Here is a 17685-nt window from a genome sequence, read left to right as displayed (position 1 = left end):
GCTCGGACGGGAGTTCCATCCTCGGCTGCCGGTACGGGGCGGCCACCAGCTCGGTCGGCCCGTCTCCGCGGTGAGCCCGCCTCCCCGGTCAGCGCCAGTCGATCTCGGCGAGCGAGTCCAGTGGCGGCCGGTCGGCCGCGCTCTCCGGTACGGACAGGGTGTCGGCCCGGTGCAGCTCGGGGTCGAACCGCAGGTGCGTGCGGTCCTCGAGCTCGGTCAGGGTGACCTGGAAGACCCGGAACTCGTCGAGCTCCAGCGCCTCGATCTGGTCGACGTTCTGGGTCAACAGGAAGGCCTTGGCCCGGAGTTCGCCGTGCTCCGAGAAGGCGATCACTTTCCAGAACTCGCGGGGGATCCGGACGTTGCGGAACAGGCGGTCGTCGTCCTGGAAGACCGGGCCGCCGAACACGCTGATCCGCAGGCGGTCGACCCTGACCTCCGCGAACAGGGCGTCCTCCAGTCGCCCCCACAGCCCGTTCCTGGAGCTCTGGTTGAAGTCGTCCATCTGCGGCGTGATGTTGGTGTAGAAGAACGAGTCCGAATTGGCCTTCGCGGCCTCGGCTGCGCTGCCCCAGATCAGGTCGGCCCGGCGGGCGATGTGTCCGCGGTCCAGCCGGTTGACGCGTCCGTTCCGGTCGCGGTACAGCTCATTGCCGACCTGGTCGTCGAGCGGCACCCGGGGGTCCTTGCGGAAGTCCACGCGGTCGAGCTTCCTGAGGGCGCCGCCGTCGACGTTCCAGGCGACCCAGAAGGCGAAGCGCCGGGACACGCAGTGGGCGAGCGAGAAGTGGGTGTAGCGAATGACCTCGGAACCGTCGAGCCGTACGGCGTCGTGCTCGATCTTCGGGTGGAGTTCGGGGGTCGGGATCCGCTCGATCAGGAAGTCGGGGTCGTAACCACCGAGGGCTTCGAGCTCCTCGGGTGCCGGCGGTTCCAGGCCGATCTCCAGCTTCTCGAACACGGAGCCGGGCATGCAGGCCAGCGCGTGCTCGTCCGGGCTGTCCTTGCTCTCGCCGCTGAAGTGGAGACCGGCGACGACGTCGGTCGGCGCGCCGTTCTGCTCGGTGAACATCCAGACCGCGCCCGAGTCCCCGGGCAGGCTGACCTCGCCGTTGGGCGGCGGGAAGGCGGGGTCGACACCGATCTCGAAGCAGCCGATCTGTTGCAGGCCGACGGTTCCGCCGTAGTTGATTTTGGCCGTCACGTCGATGCGCCGCACCAGGCCGTGGGTCACGCCGGTGGTCCGGCCGCTCTTGACCACCCTGTCTCCGAGGGCCGGCCTGCCGAGCTTGCGGGGCGCGACGTTCAGGCCGAGGATCGTGCGGTCGAAGCGGCGGTCGGCGAGGGAGGTCACCGCGCAGTCGCCTGCGATGCCCAGGTGGGAGCGGACCAGCTTGCCGATCCGGTTCTGACCGACGCGGTTGTCGTCACGGGCCCCGGGCTGGACGCAGTCGTCCCCGATCGCGCCGTCCGGAGTGTTCAGGACGTGCCAGTTGCTCAACAGGTAGGGAGAGCCGTCCTTGCGGTCGAAGACGATGCATCCGGCCGTTCCGGCGCTGCCGAGCGTCCCGGGCCGGATCCGGATGTTTCCGACGCTCGCACCGGGAAGGAGCGGGTCGAGGCGCTTCTTGCGGTCGGGGGGATCGGTGTCGGCCTCGGTCAGCACCTCGTAGTGCAGGGTGAACGAGCGCTCGATGACCTCGGTCGGCACCTCGACGCCGTCCACCGTGACGGACTCGGGTAGCGGCTCGGTGCCCAGCGCCTCCAACTCCTCGGGGGCCACCTTCTGGTCGACCGTGAACTGCAGGGCGATCTCGCCCCTGTTCTCGCCCTCCGTCCGGTAGCCGATTCCGATGGACGAGACGTTCGGATCCTGCAGGTAGGTCGCTCCCTGAGTCCGGATGAACGTCCTGAGTGACGAAATGAGTTTCTCTTCCTGTTCGACCTGCGCCGGCCTGGGCGGCCGGTAGCCGTTCTTCTTCGACATGGCCCTGTCCCTTCGAGAGGCCATTGACGGCTTCAGTCTGGTCCGGCGCGCCGAAGCCGCGACAGGGTGGAACTGCCCACGGCGCCGGGGTTGTCCGGCCCCGGCACCGCCCCGACCGCCCGCCCGGCGGTGGCTGCTCCGCGTGCGGCCGTTCCGCGTGCGGAGTGGGCAGGGACGGCGAAGACTGGAAACCGTGAGGGCCGAGGACGTCCGGGGGCTGTCGTGAGCACCGATGCGAAACGCGTCGCCGTCGTCGGTGACTGCCCCCTCTTACGCCGGGGTCTGGTCGATGTGATCGGCTCCGCACCGGACCTCTCCCTCACCGTCTGCGCGCAGTCCGTCGGCGAGGTCGAGGGGGCTCTGGAACCCCACGACGTCGTCCTCCTGGACCTCCAGCTCCAGCCCGCGTTGCTGTCGGCCGCGATCGACCGGCTCGCCGGGCGGGGCGTGGAGGTCCTCGTGCTGTGCAGCGGCCCGCAGAACGACGTCGCCCAGGTCATGCGGGCCGGTGCTCGCGGCTGCCTGAGCCGGCAGGCCGACGAACCCGAACTGCTGGCCGCGATCACCCTCGCCGCCACCGGCTGCGCCTACGTGTCCGCCGTCCTGGCCGTGCCCTCGTACGGGGAGGGGTGGTCCTGCCGCCTGACCGACCGCGAGCGGCAGATCCTGGAACTGGTCGCCGGGGGCGAGACCGACCACGGCATCGCCGAGCGGCTCGGGATCAGCCAGCACACCGTGCACTCGCACCTGGACCGCTTGCGCGACAAGATCGGCTCGCGGCGGCGGGTCGATCTGACCAGGTTCGCCATCGCGCACGACATCCTCCCGAGCTCGCCCGCCGAGGGGCCCGAGGCGTAGGGCCGGTCCGCCGCGACGGGAGCTGTTCACGCCGTTCCCGGCCGTATCCGCCATTCCGCCGTTCAGGTCGCCCCTGCCATCAAGTGGCCCACTCTTCTTTGCCATGACTGGACCTGTTGGGTGGTCCACCTGACCCCTACTCTGGACAGGTCAGTGGGGAACGGAGCGGTCCCGGGGGCCGCCGTCCGGGGGAGTGTCGTTGCCGAACCGTCTTGTCCCGCCAGCGGGCGTCCAACGGACGCTCGCCACCGCCCAGTTGGTCGGCTCGATCGGCGACGGCGCGTACTACACCTGCTCGGCGCTGTACTTCACCCGGGTCATCGGGATGTCTCCCACCCGGCTCGGCCTCGGCCTCGCCGTGGCCTGGGCGGTCGGCTCACTGGCGGGCGTCCCGCTCGGCCACCTCGCCGACCGGCGCGGGCCGCGCGGCACGGCCGTGCTGCTGGCGTTCGCGACCGGCGCGGTGGTCGCCTCCTTCCTGGTCATCCGCTCCTTCGTGCCGTTCCTGGCCGCCGTCTGCCTCTACGCCACGACGCAGTCCGGGCTGTCGGCGGCCCGGCAGGCGCTGGTCGGCGGCCTGGTCGACCGGGCGGAGCGGACGGCACTGCTGGCCCGGCTGCAGGCAACCCTCAACGCGGGCCTGGCCCTTGGCGCCGCACTCGGCGGCATCGTGCTGAGCACCGGGAGCCGGACCGGGTTCCTCGTCGCCTTCGCGGTCACCGCGGTGGGGTTCCTGGCCAGTGGTCTGGTCCTGCTGCGGCTGCCCGAGGTGCCGCCCGCGCAGGGGAGTCCGGGCGCCGAGCGGAAGCTGGCGGTGCTCTCCGACCGCCCGTACGCCGTCGTCACGCTGGTCAACACCGTGCTGCTGCTGCGGATGCCGCTGCTCAGCCTGGTCATCCCGCTCTGGATCGCGGCCCGGGCCGACCACCTGGCCTGGCTCGGCTCGGCGCTGTTCGTCCTCAACACGGCGGTGGTGATGGTCTTCCAGGTCCGCACGGCCCGCGGCGTGACCGGGCTGCGGTCCGCCTCGCGCGCCGTCCGCGACGCCGGCGTCATCCTGCTCGCCTCCTGCGCCGTCTTCGCCCTCTCGGCCGGGGACGTGCCGCTCTGGGCGATGGCCGGGCTGCTCGTGGTGGCCGCGACGCTCCAGGTGATCGGCGAGATGAAGCAGTCCGCGGGCTCCTGGCAGATCAGCTTCGACCTCGCCCCCGCTCACCAGACCGGCCAATACCAGGGCTTCTTCGGCTCGGGCGTGGCGGTGGCGCGCACCGTCGGGCCGCTGCTGCTGACCACCCTGCTGCTGGACTGGGGTGTGCCCGGGTGGCTGCTGCTGGGCGGGCTCTTCCTGGGGGCCGGCTGCGCGATGGGGCCCGCGGTGCGGTGGGCCGAGCGCCGGCGCCCCGGGGTGCCGGCGCCCGAGCCGGCCGCGGTCGCGGTGCGGGCCTGAGAAATCCGGACGCCGGGCCCGGGCAGGCCCGGGTGGCGGATGACCGCCACCGGGGAGCCGGCCGTAGGCTGGCGATGTACCGTCACGGCGCCGTGGATTCTGCGTCCGAGCATCCGTCAGAACCGTGAAATACCGGTCGAATGACGGTTGACCAGAAGAATCTACGGCTGTTCATGGTCTTCCGCTTCCGGGCCCCGGCTGCCAGGCTGGCCGGGTTTGCATTACCGGAGGAGGTCACGTGTCCCGCATACCCAGTCTGGCGTTGGCCGTTGCCAGCGCGCTCGCCCTTGTCGCCGGAACCGCCGCCGCGGCGTCGGCCGCACCCGAACCGCCCTCGGCGGCGCCCGCCGCCGAGGCCCGGGTCGAACCGGTCGCCTGGACGCCCTGCAACCCCGACCCGTCGAAGCCGGATCCGGGCATCTACGACTGCGCCGTCTACCCGGTGCCGCTCGACTACGCGGACCCGTCCGGCGAGAAGGTCGGCATCGCCATGATGCGCCGCCGGGCCGGGGACCCGTCCAAGCGGATCGGCTCGCTGTTCCTCAACCCCGGCGGCCCGGGCGGCAGCGGCTACCTCTGGGCCACCACCGCCCGCTTCGACCCCGAGGTGCAGGCCCGCTTCGACCTGGTCGGCTTCGACCCGCGCGGCGTCGCCCGGAGCAACCCGCTCAAGTGCTTCACCACCGACGAGGAGGCCGCCGCCGTCTTCGACCGGCAGACCGGCGTGCCCGTCACCAAGGCCGAGATCGACGGCACCCTGGCCGCCACCGAGGACTACACCGACGCCTGCGAGCGCAACGCCGGCCCGCTGATCGAGCACATGTCCACCGAGAACGTCGTCCGCGACCTTGACCGGATGCGCCGGGCCGTCGGCGACAAGCAGCTGACCTTCGCCGGGTTCTCCTACGGCACGCTGATCGGCGCCACCTACGCCAACATGTACCCGGACAAGGTCCGCGCGCTGATCATCGACGGCAACGTCGACCCGAACCTGCGGCTGCACAACGGCCTGGAGTACGACCGGCAGCGCGCCGCCGGGTTCGAACTCGCCCTGGACGAGTACCTGAAGCGGTGCAAGACGGCCGGCGCCCCGCGCTGCGCCTTCGGCGACGGCGACACCCGGGCCAAGTTCGACGCGATCCGCGACCACCTGCGGACCAGCCCGGTCACCCTGCCGGACGGCACCCAGGTCACCCTCTCCAGCTTCACCAGCCAGGTCGCCAACGCCTTCTACGCGCAGACCCGGCAGGCGCCGCTGGCCAAGTCGCTGGAGGCGCTGCACCAGGTGCTCCAGCAGCAGGGCGCACAGTCGCTGGTGGCCCCGAAGGCCGCCACCGACGACGCGAAGGCCCTCGCCGTGACCGTCCCCACCGCGCTGCGCGAAGCCCTGCCGGAGACCCCGTACAGCGCCGACGACTCGTACTACGGCGTCAACTGCCAGGACAAGCCGTACCCGTCGAACCCGCGGGTCTTCGCCAACCTGGCCCGCGCCTGGGAGAAGGAGTCGCCGACCTTCGGCCGCTACCAGGCCTTCGACGCGCCCGCCTGCGCCACCTGGCCGGCCCCGGCGCGTGACTCCGACCGGTACAGCGGCCCGTGGAACCGCCGCACCGCCAACCCGGTGATGGTGATCGGCAACCTCTACGACCCGGCCACCCAGTACAAGTTCGCCCAGAACATGCAGCGTCAGCTCGGCAGCGCCGTGCTGGTCAGCGTGGACGTGATCGAGCACTGCGCGGTGGGCCGGAGCAAGGAGCTGAACAAGCTGGTCACCTCCTACCTGGTGGACAAGGCCGTGCCCGCGCCCGGCCAGCTGCTCAAGCCCGACGCCGAGGCCTTCCCGACGGTCGCCTGACGGCTGCTCACCTTCCCGGTGTGAACGATGAGGCCCGCCCCGGGCGCTGTGCCCCGGGGCGGGCCTCACGGTTGCTGTCCGGGCCGCGAGGTGCGGGCCGGGGTGCGCGTCAGAGGTCGGTCAGCGGGACGCCCGGGTCGGCCAGCGCCTCCGGGTCCACCGGCCGCCCGGAGCGGACCAGCTCGCGGATCGGGTCGGTGACGTCCCAGACGTTCACGTTCATACCCGCCAGGACCCGGCCGCCGGCGAGCCAGAAGGCGATGAACTCGCGAGCGGCGCGGTCCCCCCGGAAGACCACCCGGTCATACCCGCCCGGTTCGACGTAGCCGGTGTACTCCATCCCCAGGTCGTACTGGTCGGTGAAGAAGTACGGCACCCGGTCGTAGACCGCGTCCGGGCCGTCCAGGCCTAGCATCGCCCGGGCCGCGGTCTGCGGCTGGTTGAGCGCGTTGGCCCAGTGCTCGACCCGGAGATGGCGGCCGAGCAGCGGGTGGAAGGCGTTGGCGACGTCGCCCGCCGCGTAGATGTCCGGGTCCGAGGTGCGCAGGTGCTCGTCGGTCTTGACGCCGTTCTCGATCTCCAGGCCGGCCGACTCGGCGAGCGCCGTGAGCGGGGCGATGCCGATGCCGACGATCACCGTGTCCGCCGCCACCGTGGAGCCGTCCGCGAGGCGCACACCGGTGACCGCGCCGCCCTCGCCCGTCAGCTCCTCGACCTTGGCGTTGAACCGCAGGTCCACGCCGTGGTCGCGGTGCAGGTCGGCGAAGACCTGGGCGACCTCTCGGCCCAGCACCCGCAGCAGCGGCAGCTCGGCCGCCTCCAGCACGGTGACCTCGGCGCCCGACTCCCGGGCGGCCGCCGCCGTCTCCAGGCCGATCCAGCCCGCGCCGATCACCGCGACCCGGGCACCCGGCTTCAGCGCCGCCCGGATCCGCTCGCTCTCCTCCACCCGGCGCAGGTAGAGCACGCCGTCCTGGTCCGCTCCCGGCACCGGCAGCCGGCGTGGCACCGAACCCGTGGTCAGCAGCAGCTTCGCGTACTCGATCCGGCCGTCGTCGGCGAGCGTGACGGTGTGCCCGGCCGGATCGACCGCGACGACCGGGGTGCCGAGGCGGAGGGTGACGTCGTGCTCGGCGTACCACTGCGGCGGGTGGACGTAGATCTTCTCGCGCGGTGTCTTGCCGAGCAGGTAGCCCTTGGAGAGCGGCGGCCGCTCGTACGGCCGCTCGTGCTCGTCGCCGATCAGGACGATGCCGCCGCGGTACCCGGCCTCGCGAAGCGCCTCCGCGGCCTTGGCGCCGCCCAGGGAGGCGCCGACGATGACGATGGGCCGCTCGCGCCCGCCGCCGTCGGCCGTTCCTGCTGTGCCCGTGTCCATGCTGAACTCCTCGCTCCTCCGGCCGGAATCACGGACAGCCTGCCGCCGTTCGGGCGAGCCTGTCGAGACCGCGCCAGGCGCGCCGCGACAGGCTCCCCCGAACGGGTGAGGCGGCCCCCGGGGGAACTGGTGAGGCGGGCCCGGGGGTACGAGCCGGCCACCTGCTACGGAGTCATGGCGTCCCGGACCAGGGCCGAGTCGACGAACTGCTCGAAGCGCACGATCCGGCCGCCGCGCACGGTGAAGTGGTGCGCCACCCGGACCGCCAGCGGGCGCTGGGTGGCCCGGTGCACGGCGGTGTAGCGGGCCAGCACCACCACGTTCTCGCCGTCCACCACGTAGCTGTCGTCGTGGGCCGTCCAGCCGTCCCACTCGGCGGCCAGCCGCTCCATCACACCGTTGGTGACACCCTTCGGGGTGCGGTACGTGCCGGCCAGCGGGAATCCGGCCATCTCCGTCCACTCGACGTCCTCGGCGAGCGTGGCGCGCAGCGCGGCCAGGTCGCCGCGCGCCGAAGCCAGGTACTGGCGGCGGACCACGTCGGCGGGGGCGTCGGACTCGGCGAAGGACGCGGCGGACCTCGGGATCTCGATCACCTCGGCTCAGCCCCAGACCATCTCGCCCTTGGCGACCTTGGTCCCGAGGTCGACCGCCAGCTTCATCCCCAGCTCCGGGAAGCGGCGCTCCAGCGCCGCCTTGGCGGCGGCCGCGTCGGCGGCCCGGCCGATCTCGGTCTCGAACGCCCGCAGGTAGGCACGGGTGTGGTCGATCGCGGTGGTGATGGTGGGCGCGCCGGCCGTCCGGTGACCGGCCACCACGAACCCGGGCTGCAGCGCCTCCATGCCGTCCAGCAGGTCGATCCAGGCGGCCCGCTGCTCGGGCGTCGGGGTGTCGGCGGTCCAGACGTGCAGGCCCTCGAAGAGCAGCACGCCGCCGAGGATGGTGCGGTGGTGGTGCTGCCAGAGGTAGTGCCGGTCCGGCAGGTGGAAGTCGGCGCCGCGCAGCTCGAACCGGTGACCCTCGAAGACGAGTTCGTCGCCGTGCAGCACCTCGGGCCGCACCAGCCGGGTCGGCAGCTCCGGGCCGAGGTGCGCCCAGGCCTTCAGCTTGCCCTCGTAGGACTCCTGGATGTGCTCGACGGTGGTCGCCGTGGCCAGGAACCGCGCCTGCGGGAAGGCGTCCTGCACCTCCTGCGCGCCGAAGTAGAAGTCCGGGTCGCCGTGGCTGACGAACACCGTGGTCAGCCGCTTGCCGCTGGCCCGGACCCGCTCGACCAGCCGGCGCCCGTCGGAGCGGGTGAACCCGGCGTCCACCAGCAGGGCGTCGTTGGGACCGGTCACCAGGACGGAGGTCTTGTTGAGCGAGCTGTCGGGGCTGTCGATGACCTCGAAGTCCAGGGCGCTCATGCCCTCACCCCGCTTCCCTCGGCAGGGGCGTTCGCCCGTGCGCGCCTGTCGATGACTCGCTCGCTCTGCTCGCTCATACGGGGTGGTCCTTCCTCGGGCCGGCCCGGCCGTCGTTCCTCGCGCCGGCCCGGGCTCCGTACACCGGGCGCGTGCGCCGCCTGGGAGTTGTCAGACACGCCCCAGCATCGGCGACCGGCGGACCGGCCGCATGTCGGGCGGTGACGGCGGGTGGTCACGGCGGGAGGTGACGTCGGGCGGTGACGTGGGACGTTGCGGCCGGCGGGTGGGACCGGTCAGCTCGTCCGGGTCGTACTCCCGTTCGAGCTTCTCGCCGGTCACCGCGTCGAAGAGGCCGTGGCCGCTGCTGGACACCGTCAGCACCAGGTCGTGGCCGGTAGCCGGGTCGGTGGCGAAGCCGATGCCGAGCAGCCCGCCGACCGGGATCAGGCCGTGCCCGACCGGCCGCCACGGCGACGGTGGTGCGATGACGGGTGCGGCGAGGAAACGATCGCGGAGCTGCTCCTGGAACGCGGTGACGGCCATGGGGAAGATCACCGCACCGGCCGGGCGTCGCCTCTCCGGCGAGTCATCCCGCCGGTGCCAGCCGGGTCACCGCGGCTGCCGCGAGCAGGGTGGCGGCCGCCAGCGCGGGCCAGAGCACGCCCGGGCCGGCGGCCAGCAGCGCCGTCAGCACGGCCGGGGCCAGCGTCCGGCCGAGGCCCGTCGACAGCTCCCAGCGGGCCAGCGCCCGGCCGAGCAGCCCGGGCGGTGCGGTGGCGGCGACCAGGGCCGTCCCCGAGCCGCTGTAGAGGATCTCGCCGAGCGTGAAGAGCACCGAGACGCCCGCCACCAGGGCCGCGCCGGGCGTGCCGCCGACCCCGCCCGCCGCCCAGAAGCCCAGGTAGGAGAGGGCGAGGATGACTCCGGCGGCGGCCAGGACGGCGCGGCGCGAGCGGTCGGCGAACCGGAGCACCACGGCGAGCTGAAGGGTGATCACCAGCACGGTGTTGCCCACGAAGACCCCCGAGGACCAGGCCGGGGAGGCGTGCAGGTGCAGCACCAGGAGGGCGGGCAGGGCCACCTCGAGGACGTCGAAGGAGAAGGCGTAGGGGAGGTTTGCGGCGCTCAGCAGCGTGAGCCAGCGCAGGACGGGGGCCGGTGCCCCGGCGGGGGTGGGCGTGGCGGCGGCGGGCGGGGGCGTGTGGGATGCGGGCACTCGCGGTGCGGTGACGTGCAGGGAGTGGACCAGAACTGCCGCGACCAGGCAGGCCGCGGCCGTCACCCCCGCGAGCGCGCGGACGGTGCCCGCCCCGCCGGCCACCGCGAGGGTGGCGAGCAGCGCGCCCGTGCCCAGGCCGGCGTTGCGCAGCGTCCGGCCGGCGGCCAGCGCGGCGTCCCGGGTGCGGCCCTCGGTGAGGGTGCTGACCACGGCGGCGTGCGTGGTCGGCCAGGACTGGCTGCCGATGCCGAGCAGCACGGCGGCCGCCGTGAACCCGGTGAGGCCGTGCGCCGCCGGCAGCGCCACCGAGCCGGCCGCCCGGACCAGCAGGGTGGCCGCCGCCGGGAGGCTGCGCTCGCCACGGTCGATCCAACGGCCGGTCAGCGGTAGCACCAGCAGGCCCGCCAGCATCCCCGCGGACATCGCCAGGCCGGCGGCGCCCGCGGCCAGATGCAGCACACCGATGCCGTAGAGCAGCAGGAACGGGCGGAGCAGACCGGTGCCGAGGGCGTCGACCAGCAGGGCGGCGGCGTAACGGCGGCCGCCGGCGGCGGTGAGCAGGCCGAACAGGGCGGCCGGCCCGGTGCGGTGGCGCCCGGTCGTGGTGGTTGTGGCGGTCGTGGCGGTGGTGGTGGCCATACTCCGGGCCGGGGCGTCGACGCCGGCGGGGGATTCGGTGAGGGCGGGGGATTCGGTGAGGGCGGGTGCGGGCTTCTGCCGGAGCGGGCTCATGGACGGTACGGTGCGTCCCTCGGCCGGCCCCGGGCACGTGGATTGACGAGTCCCGTCAATCGACGCCGGGCCCGTCCCCGCAGGCTGGCAGGATCGGGCGGGTGAGCCTGACCATCGACCTCGCCGCCCTGCCCGACGAGCGCCTGCTCTTCACGCCCTCCCCGCTGGCCGAGCTGAGCGCGATGCTGCACGTCCTCGGCGAGCCCGCGCACCACCCCGGGCTGCACGGCTGGGCAGCGAGCACGGTGGCGTGGATCGCGCCCGAGCTGTCCGAGCGGCTGGCGGAGGCCGACTTCCTCTGGCGTTCCTCGCGGGCCGACTTCCTGGTGCCCGGTCTGCCCGGTGCCACCCTGGCCGAGGAGCTGGACGCGGTCGACCGGATCGACGACGAGCTGTACGTGCGGGCCGCCGTCATCATGACCTGCGGCGCCTCCCGGCTCACCCACCGGATGGGATCGCCGCTCACCGACCCTGTCGCTCAGGAGCGGGCCCGGGAGGTTGCGCTCGCCCGCGGGCCGCGGCAGGCGGCCTTCGCCGACCGGCTCTTCGCCGACCCGCCGGCCGTCCGCTCGCTGGTGCGGCGGATGTTGGAGGAGTGCCAGGACGCGTTCTTCGCGGACGCCTGGCAGCGGGTGCTGCCGGACCTCGCGGCCGACGCCCGGCGGAAGACCGACCTGCTGGTCCGGCACGGCGCCGGCGAAGCGCTCGCGGCCGTGTCGCCCTCGGTCGCGCTGGAGACCGGCGGGGACGGGCGGCGGCGGATCGTGGTCGACAAGCTGCAGGACAACACCACCAGCGGGGTGGCCGCCGGGGGCGTCACCTTCATCCCGACCGCGTTCGGCCGCCCGCACCTGCTGGTGGTGCACGCGGCTGGCTGGCGGCCGGTGGTGCAGTACCCGCTCGCGGCGGCCGGGGTGCCGGAGCCGGTGTCGCTGGCCATGGTGCAGCAGCGGCTGGAGGCACTGGCCCACCCCGTCCGGCTCCGGCTCGCCCGGACCATGGCACGCGGACCGCACACCACGACCGAGCTGGCGGCGGCCTGGCAGCTCACCGCGCCGGAGGTGTCGCGGCATCTGGCGGTGCTGCGCCGGGCCGGGCTGCTGACCACGCACCGGCGCGGGCGGTACATGCTCTACCAGTTGGACCTCGCGGGCAGCGCCCGCTTGGGGACGGACCTGCTGGAGGCGGTGCTGCGGTGACCGGGCTGCGGTGACCGGCTTTGGTGGGAGGCGGGCGCGGGAGGGGGCGAGGGCCTGCGAGGGCACGTGCTGGGCGCGTCGTCGGCGGCACACCACCGCTCGGTGAGAGCGGGCGGGAACAACGGGCCGAGGGGCGGTGTTCGGGCGATCATGACAAGTGACGCCGTGCCCGTGGCCACCGCCGAGACCGACATACTTCGCTACGCCGCCTTCGCCACCGACCCCGGCGGGGGGAACCCGGCGGGCGTGGTGCTCGACGCCTCCGGCCTCTCCGCCGAGCGGATGCTCGCCGTCGCCGCCGAGGTCGGCTACTCCGAGACGGCGTTCCTGACACCCGACACCACGGGTGGCGCCGAGGGCGCCTACACCGTGCGGTACTTCAGCCCGCTGGCGGAGGTGCCGTTCTGCGGCCACGCCACCGTCGCCTCGGCCGTCGCGCTCGCCGAGCGGACCGGCCCCGGCCGGTACGTCTTCGCCACCCCGGTCGGCGACGTGCCGATCGAGGTCGACAAGGGCGCGGACGGCGTGCTGCGCGCCACCCTCACCAGCGTGGAGCCGCACGTCGAGGAGGTGGGCGAGGCGGACGTCGCCGAGGCGCTCGCCCTGCTCGGCTGGTCGGCCGACGAACTGGACGCTGCACTGCCGCCCCGGATCGGCTACGGGGGCGCCCGCCACCTGGTACTGGCCGCCGCCACCCGGGACCGGCTGGCCCGCCTGGAGTACGACTTCGACGGCCTGGCCGCCTACATGACGGCCCGCGAGCTCACCACGCTCCAGCTGGTCTGGCGGGAGAGCGAGCACGTCTTCCACGTCCGCGATCCCTTCCCGGTCGGCGGCGTCGTCGAGGACCCGGCCACCGGCGCGGCCGCTGCCGCCTTCGGTGCCTACCTGCGCGAGCGGGGCGCGGTCACCGCCCCGGCCACCCTGACCCTCCACCAGGGCGACGACCTGGGCCGCCCGGGCGTACTGAAGGTCGAACTCCGGGAGGGCGACAACCGGATCCGGGTCTCGGGCACGGCGGTGGCGATCCCGTAGCCGGGCAGCGGGCCGCCCGGCACCCGCAGCGGGGCCGCGGGTGCCGGGCGGGCTCAGGCGGCCTCGGCGGCCCGTCCGTCTCTTTGGCCTCTTTGGCCTCCTCCGTCCCTTCCGCCTCTTTCGCCCGGACACGGTTCGGTGCATCGATCACGGACGGATCCAAGCAGCCACGCCGCCGCGGCTTCCCGGGCGGGGCGCCCGGGGGCCGGGCCGACGGCCGGTAAAGCCGGCAGGCAAACGAATGTAGGGGTTCACCCATTTGTGTCGTCCGCCGCCTTACGTGCCGACTTGAGGTTGTAGCGGGTGCTCCGGGTCCTGGGGTGCAGGTTGCCGAGGACCTGCTCGCGCTGGGTGAGGACGGCCTCGAACAGGGGAATGGCGCGGTCGAGGTCCCCGACCGCGTGGTAGGCGACGGCGAGGTTGTTGCGGGTGGTCAGGGTGTGGGGGTGGGTGTCGCCGAGGACCTGCTCGCGCTGGGCGAGGGTGGTCTCATACAGCGGGATGGCGCGGCTTAGGTCGCAGGCTGCCTTGTAGGCGTAGGCGAGGTTGTTGCGGGTGGTCAGGGTGCTGGGGTGCAGGTTGCCGAGGACCTGCTCGCGCTGGGTGAGGACGGCCTCGAACAGGGGAATGGCGCGGTCGAAGTCCCCAACATTCCTGTAGGCACCAGCGAGGTTGTTGCGGGTGGTCAGGGTGTCGGGGTGCAGGTTGCCGAGGACCTGCTCGCGCTGGGCGAGGACGGCCTCGAAGAGAGGTAGGGCGCGGTTTAGGTCCCAGGCTGCCTTGTGGGCGCTGGCGAGGTTGTTGCGGGTGGTCAGGGTGCTGGGGTGCAGGTTGCCGAGGACCTGCTCGCGCTGGGTGAGGACGGCCTCGAACAGGGGAATGGCCCGGACGAGGTTCCCGGCATCCTTGTGGGCGCTGGCGAGGTTGTTGCGGGTGGTCAGGGTGTCGGGGTGCAGGTTGCCGAGGACCTGCTCGGACTGGGCGAGAACGGCCCCATGCAGGGGGATTGTGCGTGCGTCCTGGCCGCGGTGGTAGAGGCGCTGTGCGGCGGTCGTGTAGTGGGGGACGGTTGGGTCGTCGTGGTGTCCGTGTGGGGTGGCGGCGGCGAGGGCGATGAGATGGGGGGTGAGTTCGTCCCAGCAGGGGTCGGTTTCGGGGGTGTCGTCGAGGGCGCGGGTGAGGGCGTGTTCGGCTTCGCGTCGTCCGGGCGGGAGTTCTCCGGGTCCAGTGGGTGGGGTGTTGCGGAGGACGGTTTGGACGAGGCGGTGGACGCTGGCGGTGTCGCTGGTGAGGGTGATCATGCTGTAGGCGCGGAGGAGCCGTAGGGCTTCGGTCAGCTCGCGCGGGCTTGCTGTCACTGATTTGAGGAGGGTGACGGGGATGTTGTCGGGGGCGAGCCAGGCGAGGGTGTGCAGGAGGGTGACGGCCTGCGGGTTACGCCCGTAGAGGGCCTTGAGGGTGGGGGCCCAGACCCGGGCGGTGGTGCGTTCGGTGTCGGTGCCTTCGGGACCCTGGTCGAGGTTGAGGTGGAGGTCCTGCCGGTATTCCTCGAAGGTGAGGGTGGGAGCTTCGGCGAGGTAGGCGGCGGCCTGTCCGAGAGCGAGGGGTAGGTGCCCGAGGTCGGAGGCCAGGCGACGGGCGTCGTGCCGCTCCGCAGGGGTGGGCGTGCGGCCGAGGGCGCGCTGGCACAGCAGGTCGGCGGCTTCGTCGGGGTCGAGCAGGCCCAGGGGGCGGGTCGGGGTGGTGGGGGGCCAGCCGGCGGCCTTCCGGCTCGTGATGATCACGTGTCCGCCCGTGAGGGCGCTGGTGTAGGGGGTCAGGTCTTGGGGGTCTTCGACGTTGTCGAAGACGAGGAACCAGCCGGGGTGCCATTGCAGCCAGGCCATCGCCCATGCGGCGCGCTCCTGCTCGTCCGCTTTACCGGCCCAAGCGGGGAAGAGGCGGGTGGTCAGGGTGGCGAGGGACTGCTCGATGCTGGCTGGTGCGTCGGCGGTGAGCCACCAGATGGGGTTGTAGTCGTGGCGGTGGTGGTGGGCGTAGGAGAGGGCGAGGGTGGTCTTGCCGATGCCGCCGAGGCCGTGGACGGTGGGGGTCTGGGTGATGGCGGTCCCACCGTCGGCGGCCAGGGCATGGGCGAGCCAGGTGAGTTCGTCGTCGCGGCCCAGGCACAGCGGCTGGGGAGCGAGGTTGCTCAGGCCGGGTGGTGCCTGGATGTCGCGGGCCGCGTTCAGCGCCTCCGAGGACAGGACAACGGCCGAAACATCGCCGGTGATGGCGGTGCCGATAGCGTGGGCGGCGATGGCCCGTTCCCCGGAGGCGGCGATTGTCACACTTCCGGCGGCAGCGGCAGCGGGGGCGGGTAGCAGGGCAGCGAGTTCCATGCGTAGGTCGGCATCGTCGCGCAGGGCCCGCTTGAGCTGCTGCCGCAGCGTGGCCAAGGCATCCGCATCGTCGATGTCTTCCGCGACGTCCAGGACCGCGGCTTCCAGGGCAGTCTGGTCATGTCCGGTGCGGCGGCGCCAGACGGCTTGGAGGATGCGGCGGCCGAGGTTGGCGGTGGCGTCCACAGCGGCATCCTCTGCCCGGATCATGACCGCCCTGCCGTACGCGCCGACCGCTGCGGTCAGGTACGGGCTGGCCTGCTCGACCAGCTGCACGATCTTCGCGCTCATCCCCGTCTCCCCCCGGGCCCGACTTGCCTGCCCTGCATACTCTGTGACGGAGCGTAGAGGCGGTTGGGTGCGGTGTCTGGGGATCCCGAGCACGGCATCCCGACATCCTCGGCTGAGGTAAGGAGAGGGATGTCCCACAGGAGAGATTTTTGCCCAGATGACGGTGCCTGCCCGTGGCGGGCCCGCGGCGATCTGCCGGACACCGGCATGTGGAGACGACCTGTCCGGGCTGTCCGGCTGTCCTGCTTCCTGGGCTGAGCTGCGAGAACGGTCCGGACAGTGGCCGGACAACGTGCGGCGGACTGTCCGGGCCGGGATGGAGGGCTGAAACACCCCCGGGGTGTTACAGCCCCGTCCCATGCGCGGGCCCCTGTGGGCTCGTTGCGGGACGACAGCCGTGGATTCCCGTGTTTGCACAGGTCAGCACGGATTCGGCCGACGGCCGGAAAATCGGTCGCGCGGGCGGGGTCCGATGGGCGAACCTGCCCGGATGAAGCGAGCGAACAGCCGGTCCGTCACCGCCCACCTCACCCACGGGGACGAGTACTTCGGGCCGCAGGGCCCGTACGAGGTGGGCGAGGGGTGGTGGTCGGCCGCCGCGCCGGTGGTCGAGCGGCTGTCGGAGGAGCTGGGGGTGCCGGTGATGGTGCTCCGGCTCGCCGAGGCGGCGGAGGGCGGCGGCGGCCACGGCGGGCATGTGGTCTACCACGTCGAGGCGCTGGAACGGCCCGCCGGACTGGTGCCGCGTCAGGCCGGCCCGGACACCGCCGCGCTGCTCGGCCCGGCCGAGCGGCGGGCCGGCTGGGCCACGCCCGCCGGGCTGCGGGAGTCGTTCGACTGGGCGGAGCAGGCGCTCGACCGGGCCGGCCGACCCGCGACCGGCCGGGCCGAGCAGATCCGGACGTGGAACCTCTCCGGGCTGTTCCGCTACCGCACCGCCACCGGCGGCGACGCCTGGCTGAAGGCGACCAACCCCACCTTCAACGCCCGCGAGGGCGAGGTGATCGCGCTCCTCGGCTCCGTCGACCCCACCCTGGTGCCGCCGGTGCTCGGATCCGACCCGGAGCGCGGGCGCCTGCTGCTCGACCACGTGCCCGGGGAGGACTGCTGGGGGCCGTCCGCCGAGGAGGTCGCCGACGTGGTACCCCGGCTGGTCGCCGCCCAGGCGGCGCTGGCCGCCGACGGCCGGGCCGCCGCGGCCGGACTGCGCGACCGCACCCTGCCCACGCTGGTCGTCCAGGTGAACGAACTGCTCGACCGGCTCGCGGCTGATCCAGGCCCCGAGCTGACGGCCGGTGAACTCGACGCGGCCCGGGCGCTCGCCGCGCGGCTGCCCGCGCTGGTGGCGGAGCTGGCCGCCTGCGGGCTGCCGGAGACGCTGGTGCACGGCGACTTCCACCCCGGCAACTGGCGCTCTGACGGCACCCGGTCGGTGGTCGTCGACTACGCCGACTCCTGCCTCGGCCACCCGGCCCTGGACGGGCTGCGCCCGCGCCAGTACGTCGACGAGGAACGGTGGGCGCAGACCGCCGAGGTGTGGGCGCGGGCGTGGCGGGAGCACGTCCCAGGGTCGTCGCCGGAGCGAGCGCTGGAGCTGGTCGAGCCGCTGTACCACCTCGCGTACGCGGTGCGGTACCAGGAGTTCCTGGACCACATCGAGGCCAGCGAGCGGCCGTACCACGAGGGCGACCCGGTGAGCGAGCTGCGGGCGGCGCTGGCCTGCGCGGACCGGGTCTGACGGCCCCGTCGGCCGGGGTGGGGTGCGCGCCGCCACGCGACGCACCGCCCTGCCGTCGGCGCCGCACCACCTCGGCACCGCCCTGGGGGGGGGGGGGGGGGGGGGGGGGGGGGGGGGGGGGGGGGGGGGGGGGGGGGGGGCGCGGGGGGGGGGGGGGGT

At 73.2% G+C, this 17685-nt stretch carries 13 protein-coding genes; 6 read left to right on the top strand and 7 right to left on the bottom strand.

Going from position 1 to position 17685, the window contains the following annotated elements; all coding sequences use genetic code 11:
* Positions 1-88: 88 nt before the first annotated feature.
* Positions 89-1987 carry a DNA/RNA non-specific endonuclease gene (locus ACZ6NC_RS34230; protein ID WP_465737764.1) on the bottom strand — a complete coding sequence of 633 codons (1899 nt, stop codon included), beginning with the start codon at positions 1985-1987 and terminating at the stop codon, positions 89-91.
* Positions 1988-2209: 222 nt separating this feature from the next.
* Between ACZ6NC_RS34230 and ACZ6NC_RS34225 the strand changes: the two genes are divergently transcribed.
* From ACZ6NC_RS34225 to ACZ6NC_RS34215, 3 genes are all read left to right on the top strand, one after another.
* A complete protein-coding gene (locus ACZ6NC_RS34225; RefSeq protein ID WP_465737763.1) occupies positions 2210-2845 on the top strand; it encodes a LuxR C-terminal-related transcriptional regulator in 636 nt (211 codons plus the stop codon).
* Between the two features lie 199 nt (positions 2846-3044).
* Entirely contained in the window at positions 3045-4292 is a 1248-nt protein-coding gene (locus ACZ6NC_RS34220) for an MFS transporter (protein WP_465737762.1), read from the top strand.
* 238 nt (positions 4293-4530) lie between these two features.
* Complete coding sequence (locus ACZ6NC_RS34215; protein ID WP_465737761.1) at positions 4531-6147, top strand: alpha/beta hydrolase; 1617 nt, start codon at positions 4531-4533, stop codon at positions 6145-6147.
* Between the two features lie 109 nt (positions 6148-6256).
* On the opposite strand, the gene ACZ6NC_RS34210 is transcribed toward ACZ6NC_RS34215, so the two are convergent.
* The 5 genes from ACZ6NC_RS34210 to ACZ6NC_RS34190 all read right to left on the bottom strand — a co-directional run bounded on the left by ACZ6NC_RS34210 (position 6257) and on the right by ACZ6NC_RS34190 (position 10882).
* Positions 6257-7525 carry an NAD(P)/FAD-dependent oxidoreductase gene (locus ACZ6NC_RS34210; protein WP_465737760.1) on the bottom strand — a complete coding sequence of 423 codons (1269 nt, stop codon included), beginning with the start codon at positions 7523-7525 and terminating at the stop codon, positions 6257-6259.
* 164 nt (positions 7526-7689) lie between these two features.
* Positions 7690-8121: a nuclear transport factor 2 family protein gene (locus ACZ6NC_RS34205; protein WP_465737759.1), complete on the bottom strand. Its 432-nt coding sequence runs from the start codon at positions 8119-8121 to the stop codon at positions 7690-7692.
* Positions 8122-8127: 6 nt separating this feature from the next.
* Positions 8128-8931, bottom strand: coding sequence for an MBL fold metallo-hydrolase (locus tag ACZ6NC_RS34200; protein WP_465737758.1), 804 nt, complete (start codon positions 8929-8931; stop codon positions 8128-8130).
* A 168-nt stretch (positions 8932-9099) separates the two neighbouring features.
* Positions 9100-9474 carry a hypothetical protein gene (locus ACZ6NC_RS34195; RefSeq protein ID WP_465737757.1) on the bottom strand — a complete coding sequence of 125 codons (375 nt, stop codon included), beginning with the start codon at positions 9472-9474 and terminating at the stop codon, positions 9100-9102.
* A 43-nt stretch (positions 9475-9517) separates the two neighbouring features.
* Positions 9518-10882, bottom strand: a complete 1365-nt coding sequence (locus tag ACZ6NC_RS34190; protein WP_465737756.1) for an MFS transporter — start codon at positions 10880-10882, stop codon at positions 9518-9520.
* A 101-nt stretch (positions 10883-10983) separates the two neighbouring features.
* Between ACZ6NC_RS34190 and ACZ6NC_RS34185 the strand changes: the two genes are divergently transcribed.
* Together ACZ6NC_RS34185 and ACZ6NC_RS34180 are read left to right on the top strand one after the other, a co-directional pair.
* Entirely contained in the window at positions 10984-12081 is a 1098-nt protein-coding gene (locus tag ACZ6NC_RS34185; protein WP_465737755.1) for a DUF5937 family protein, read from the top strand.
* A 150-nt stretch (positions 12082-12231) separates the two neighbouring features.
* The gene (locus tag ACZ6NC_RS34180) at positions 12232-13116 is read left to right on the top strand and encodes a PhzF family phenazine biosynthesis protein (RefSeq protein WP_465737754.1); all 885 of its coding nucleotides are present in this window, start codon (positions 12232-12234) and stop codon (positions 13114-13116) included.
* A gap of 251 nt (positions 13117-13367) precedes the next feature.
* Here ACZ6NC_RS34180 and fxsT read toward each other — a convergent pair whose 3' ends face one another.
* Entirely contained in the window at positions 13368-15788 is a 2421-nt protein-coding gene (gene fxsT / locus ACZ6NC_RS34175) for an FxSxx-COOH system tetratricopeptide repeat protein (protein WP_465737753.1), read from the bottom strand.
* A gap of 490 nt (positions 15789-16278) precedes the next feature.
* On the opposite strand from fxsT, the gene ACZ6NC_RS34170 reads away from it, so the two are divergent.
* Positions 16279-17526, top strand: a complete 1248-nt coding sequence (locus ACZ6NC_RS34170; RefSeq protein ID WP_465737752.1) for a phosphotransferase — start codon at positions 16279-16281, stop codon at positions 17524-17526.
* Positions 17527-17685 lie beyond the last annotated feature (159 nt).

The sequence above is a fragment of the Kitasatospora sp. NPDC041988 genome, from assembly GCF_055588525.1.
The sequence above is the reverse complement of the archived record's forward strand: the minus strand, read 5'-3'. Positions and strand labels throughout refer to the sequence as shown.

What these genes read in the sequence shown, in the direction of transcription:
- ACZ6NC_RS34200 (WP_465737758.1), bottom strand. Translation starts at nt 8,931, where the DNA reads ATGAGCGCCCTGGACTTCGAGGTCATCGACAGCCCCGACAGCTCGCTC.
- ACZ6NC_RS34190 (WP_465737756.1), bottom strand. Translation starts at nt 10,882, where the DNA reads ATGAGCCCGCTCCGGCAGAAGCCCGCACCCGCCCTCACCGAATCCCCC.
- ACZ6NC_RS34170 (WP_465737752.1), top strand. Translation starts at nt 16,279, where the DNA reads ATGAAGCGAGCGAACAGCCGGTCCGTCACCGCCCACCTCACCCACGGG.
- ACZ6NC_RS34180 (WP_465737754.1), top strand. Translation starts at nt 12,232, where the DNA reads ATGACAAGTGACGCCGTGCCCGTGGCCACCGCCGAGACCGACATACTT.
- ACZ6NC_RS34210 (WP_465737760.1), bottom strand. Translation starts at nt 7,525, where the DNA reads ATGGACACGGGCACAGCAGGAACGGCCGACGGCGGCGGGCGCGAGCGG.
- ACZ6NC_RS34195 (WP_465737757.1), bottom strand. Translation starts at nt 9,474, where the DNA reads ATGGCCGTCACCGCGTTCCAGGAGCAGCTCCGCGATCGTTTCCTCGCC.
- ACZ6NC_RS34230 (WP_465737764.1), bottom strand. Translation starts at nt 1,987, where the DNA reads ATGTCGAAGAAGAACGGCTACCGGCCGCCCAGGCCGGCGCAGGTCGAA.
- fxsT (WP_465737753.1), bottom strand. Translation starts at nt 15,788, where the DNA reads ATGAGCGCGAAGATCGTGCAGCTGGTCGAGCAGGCCAGCCCGTACCTG.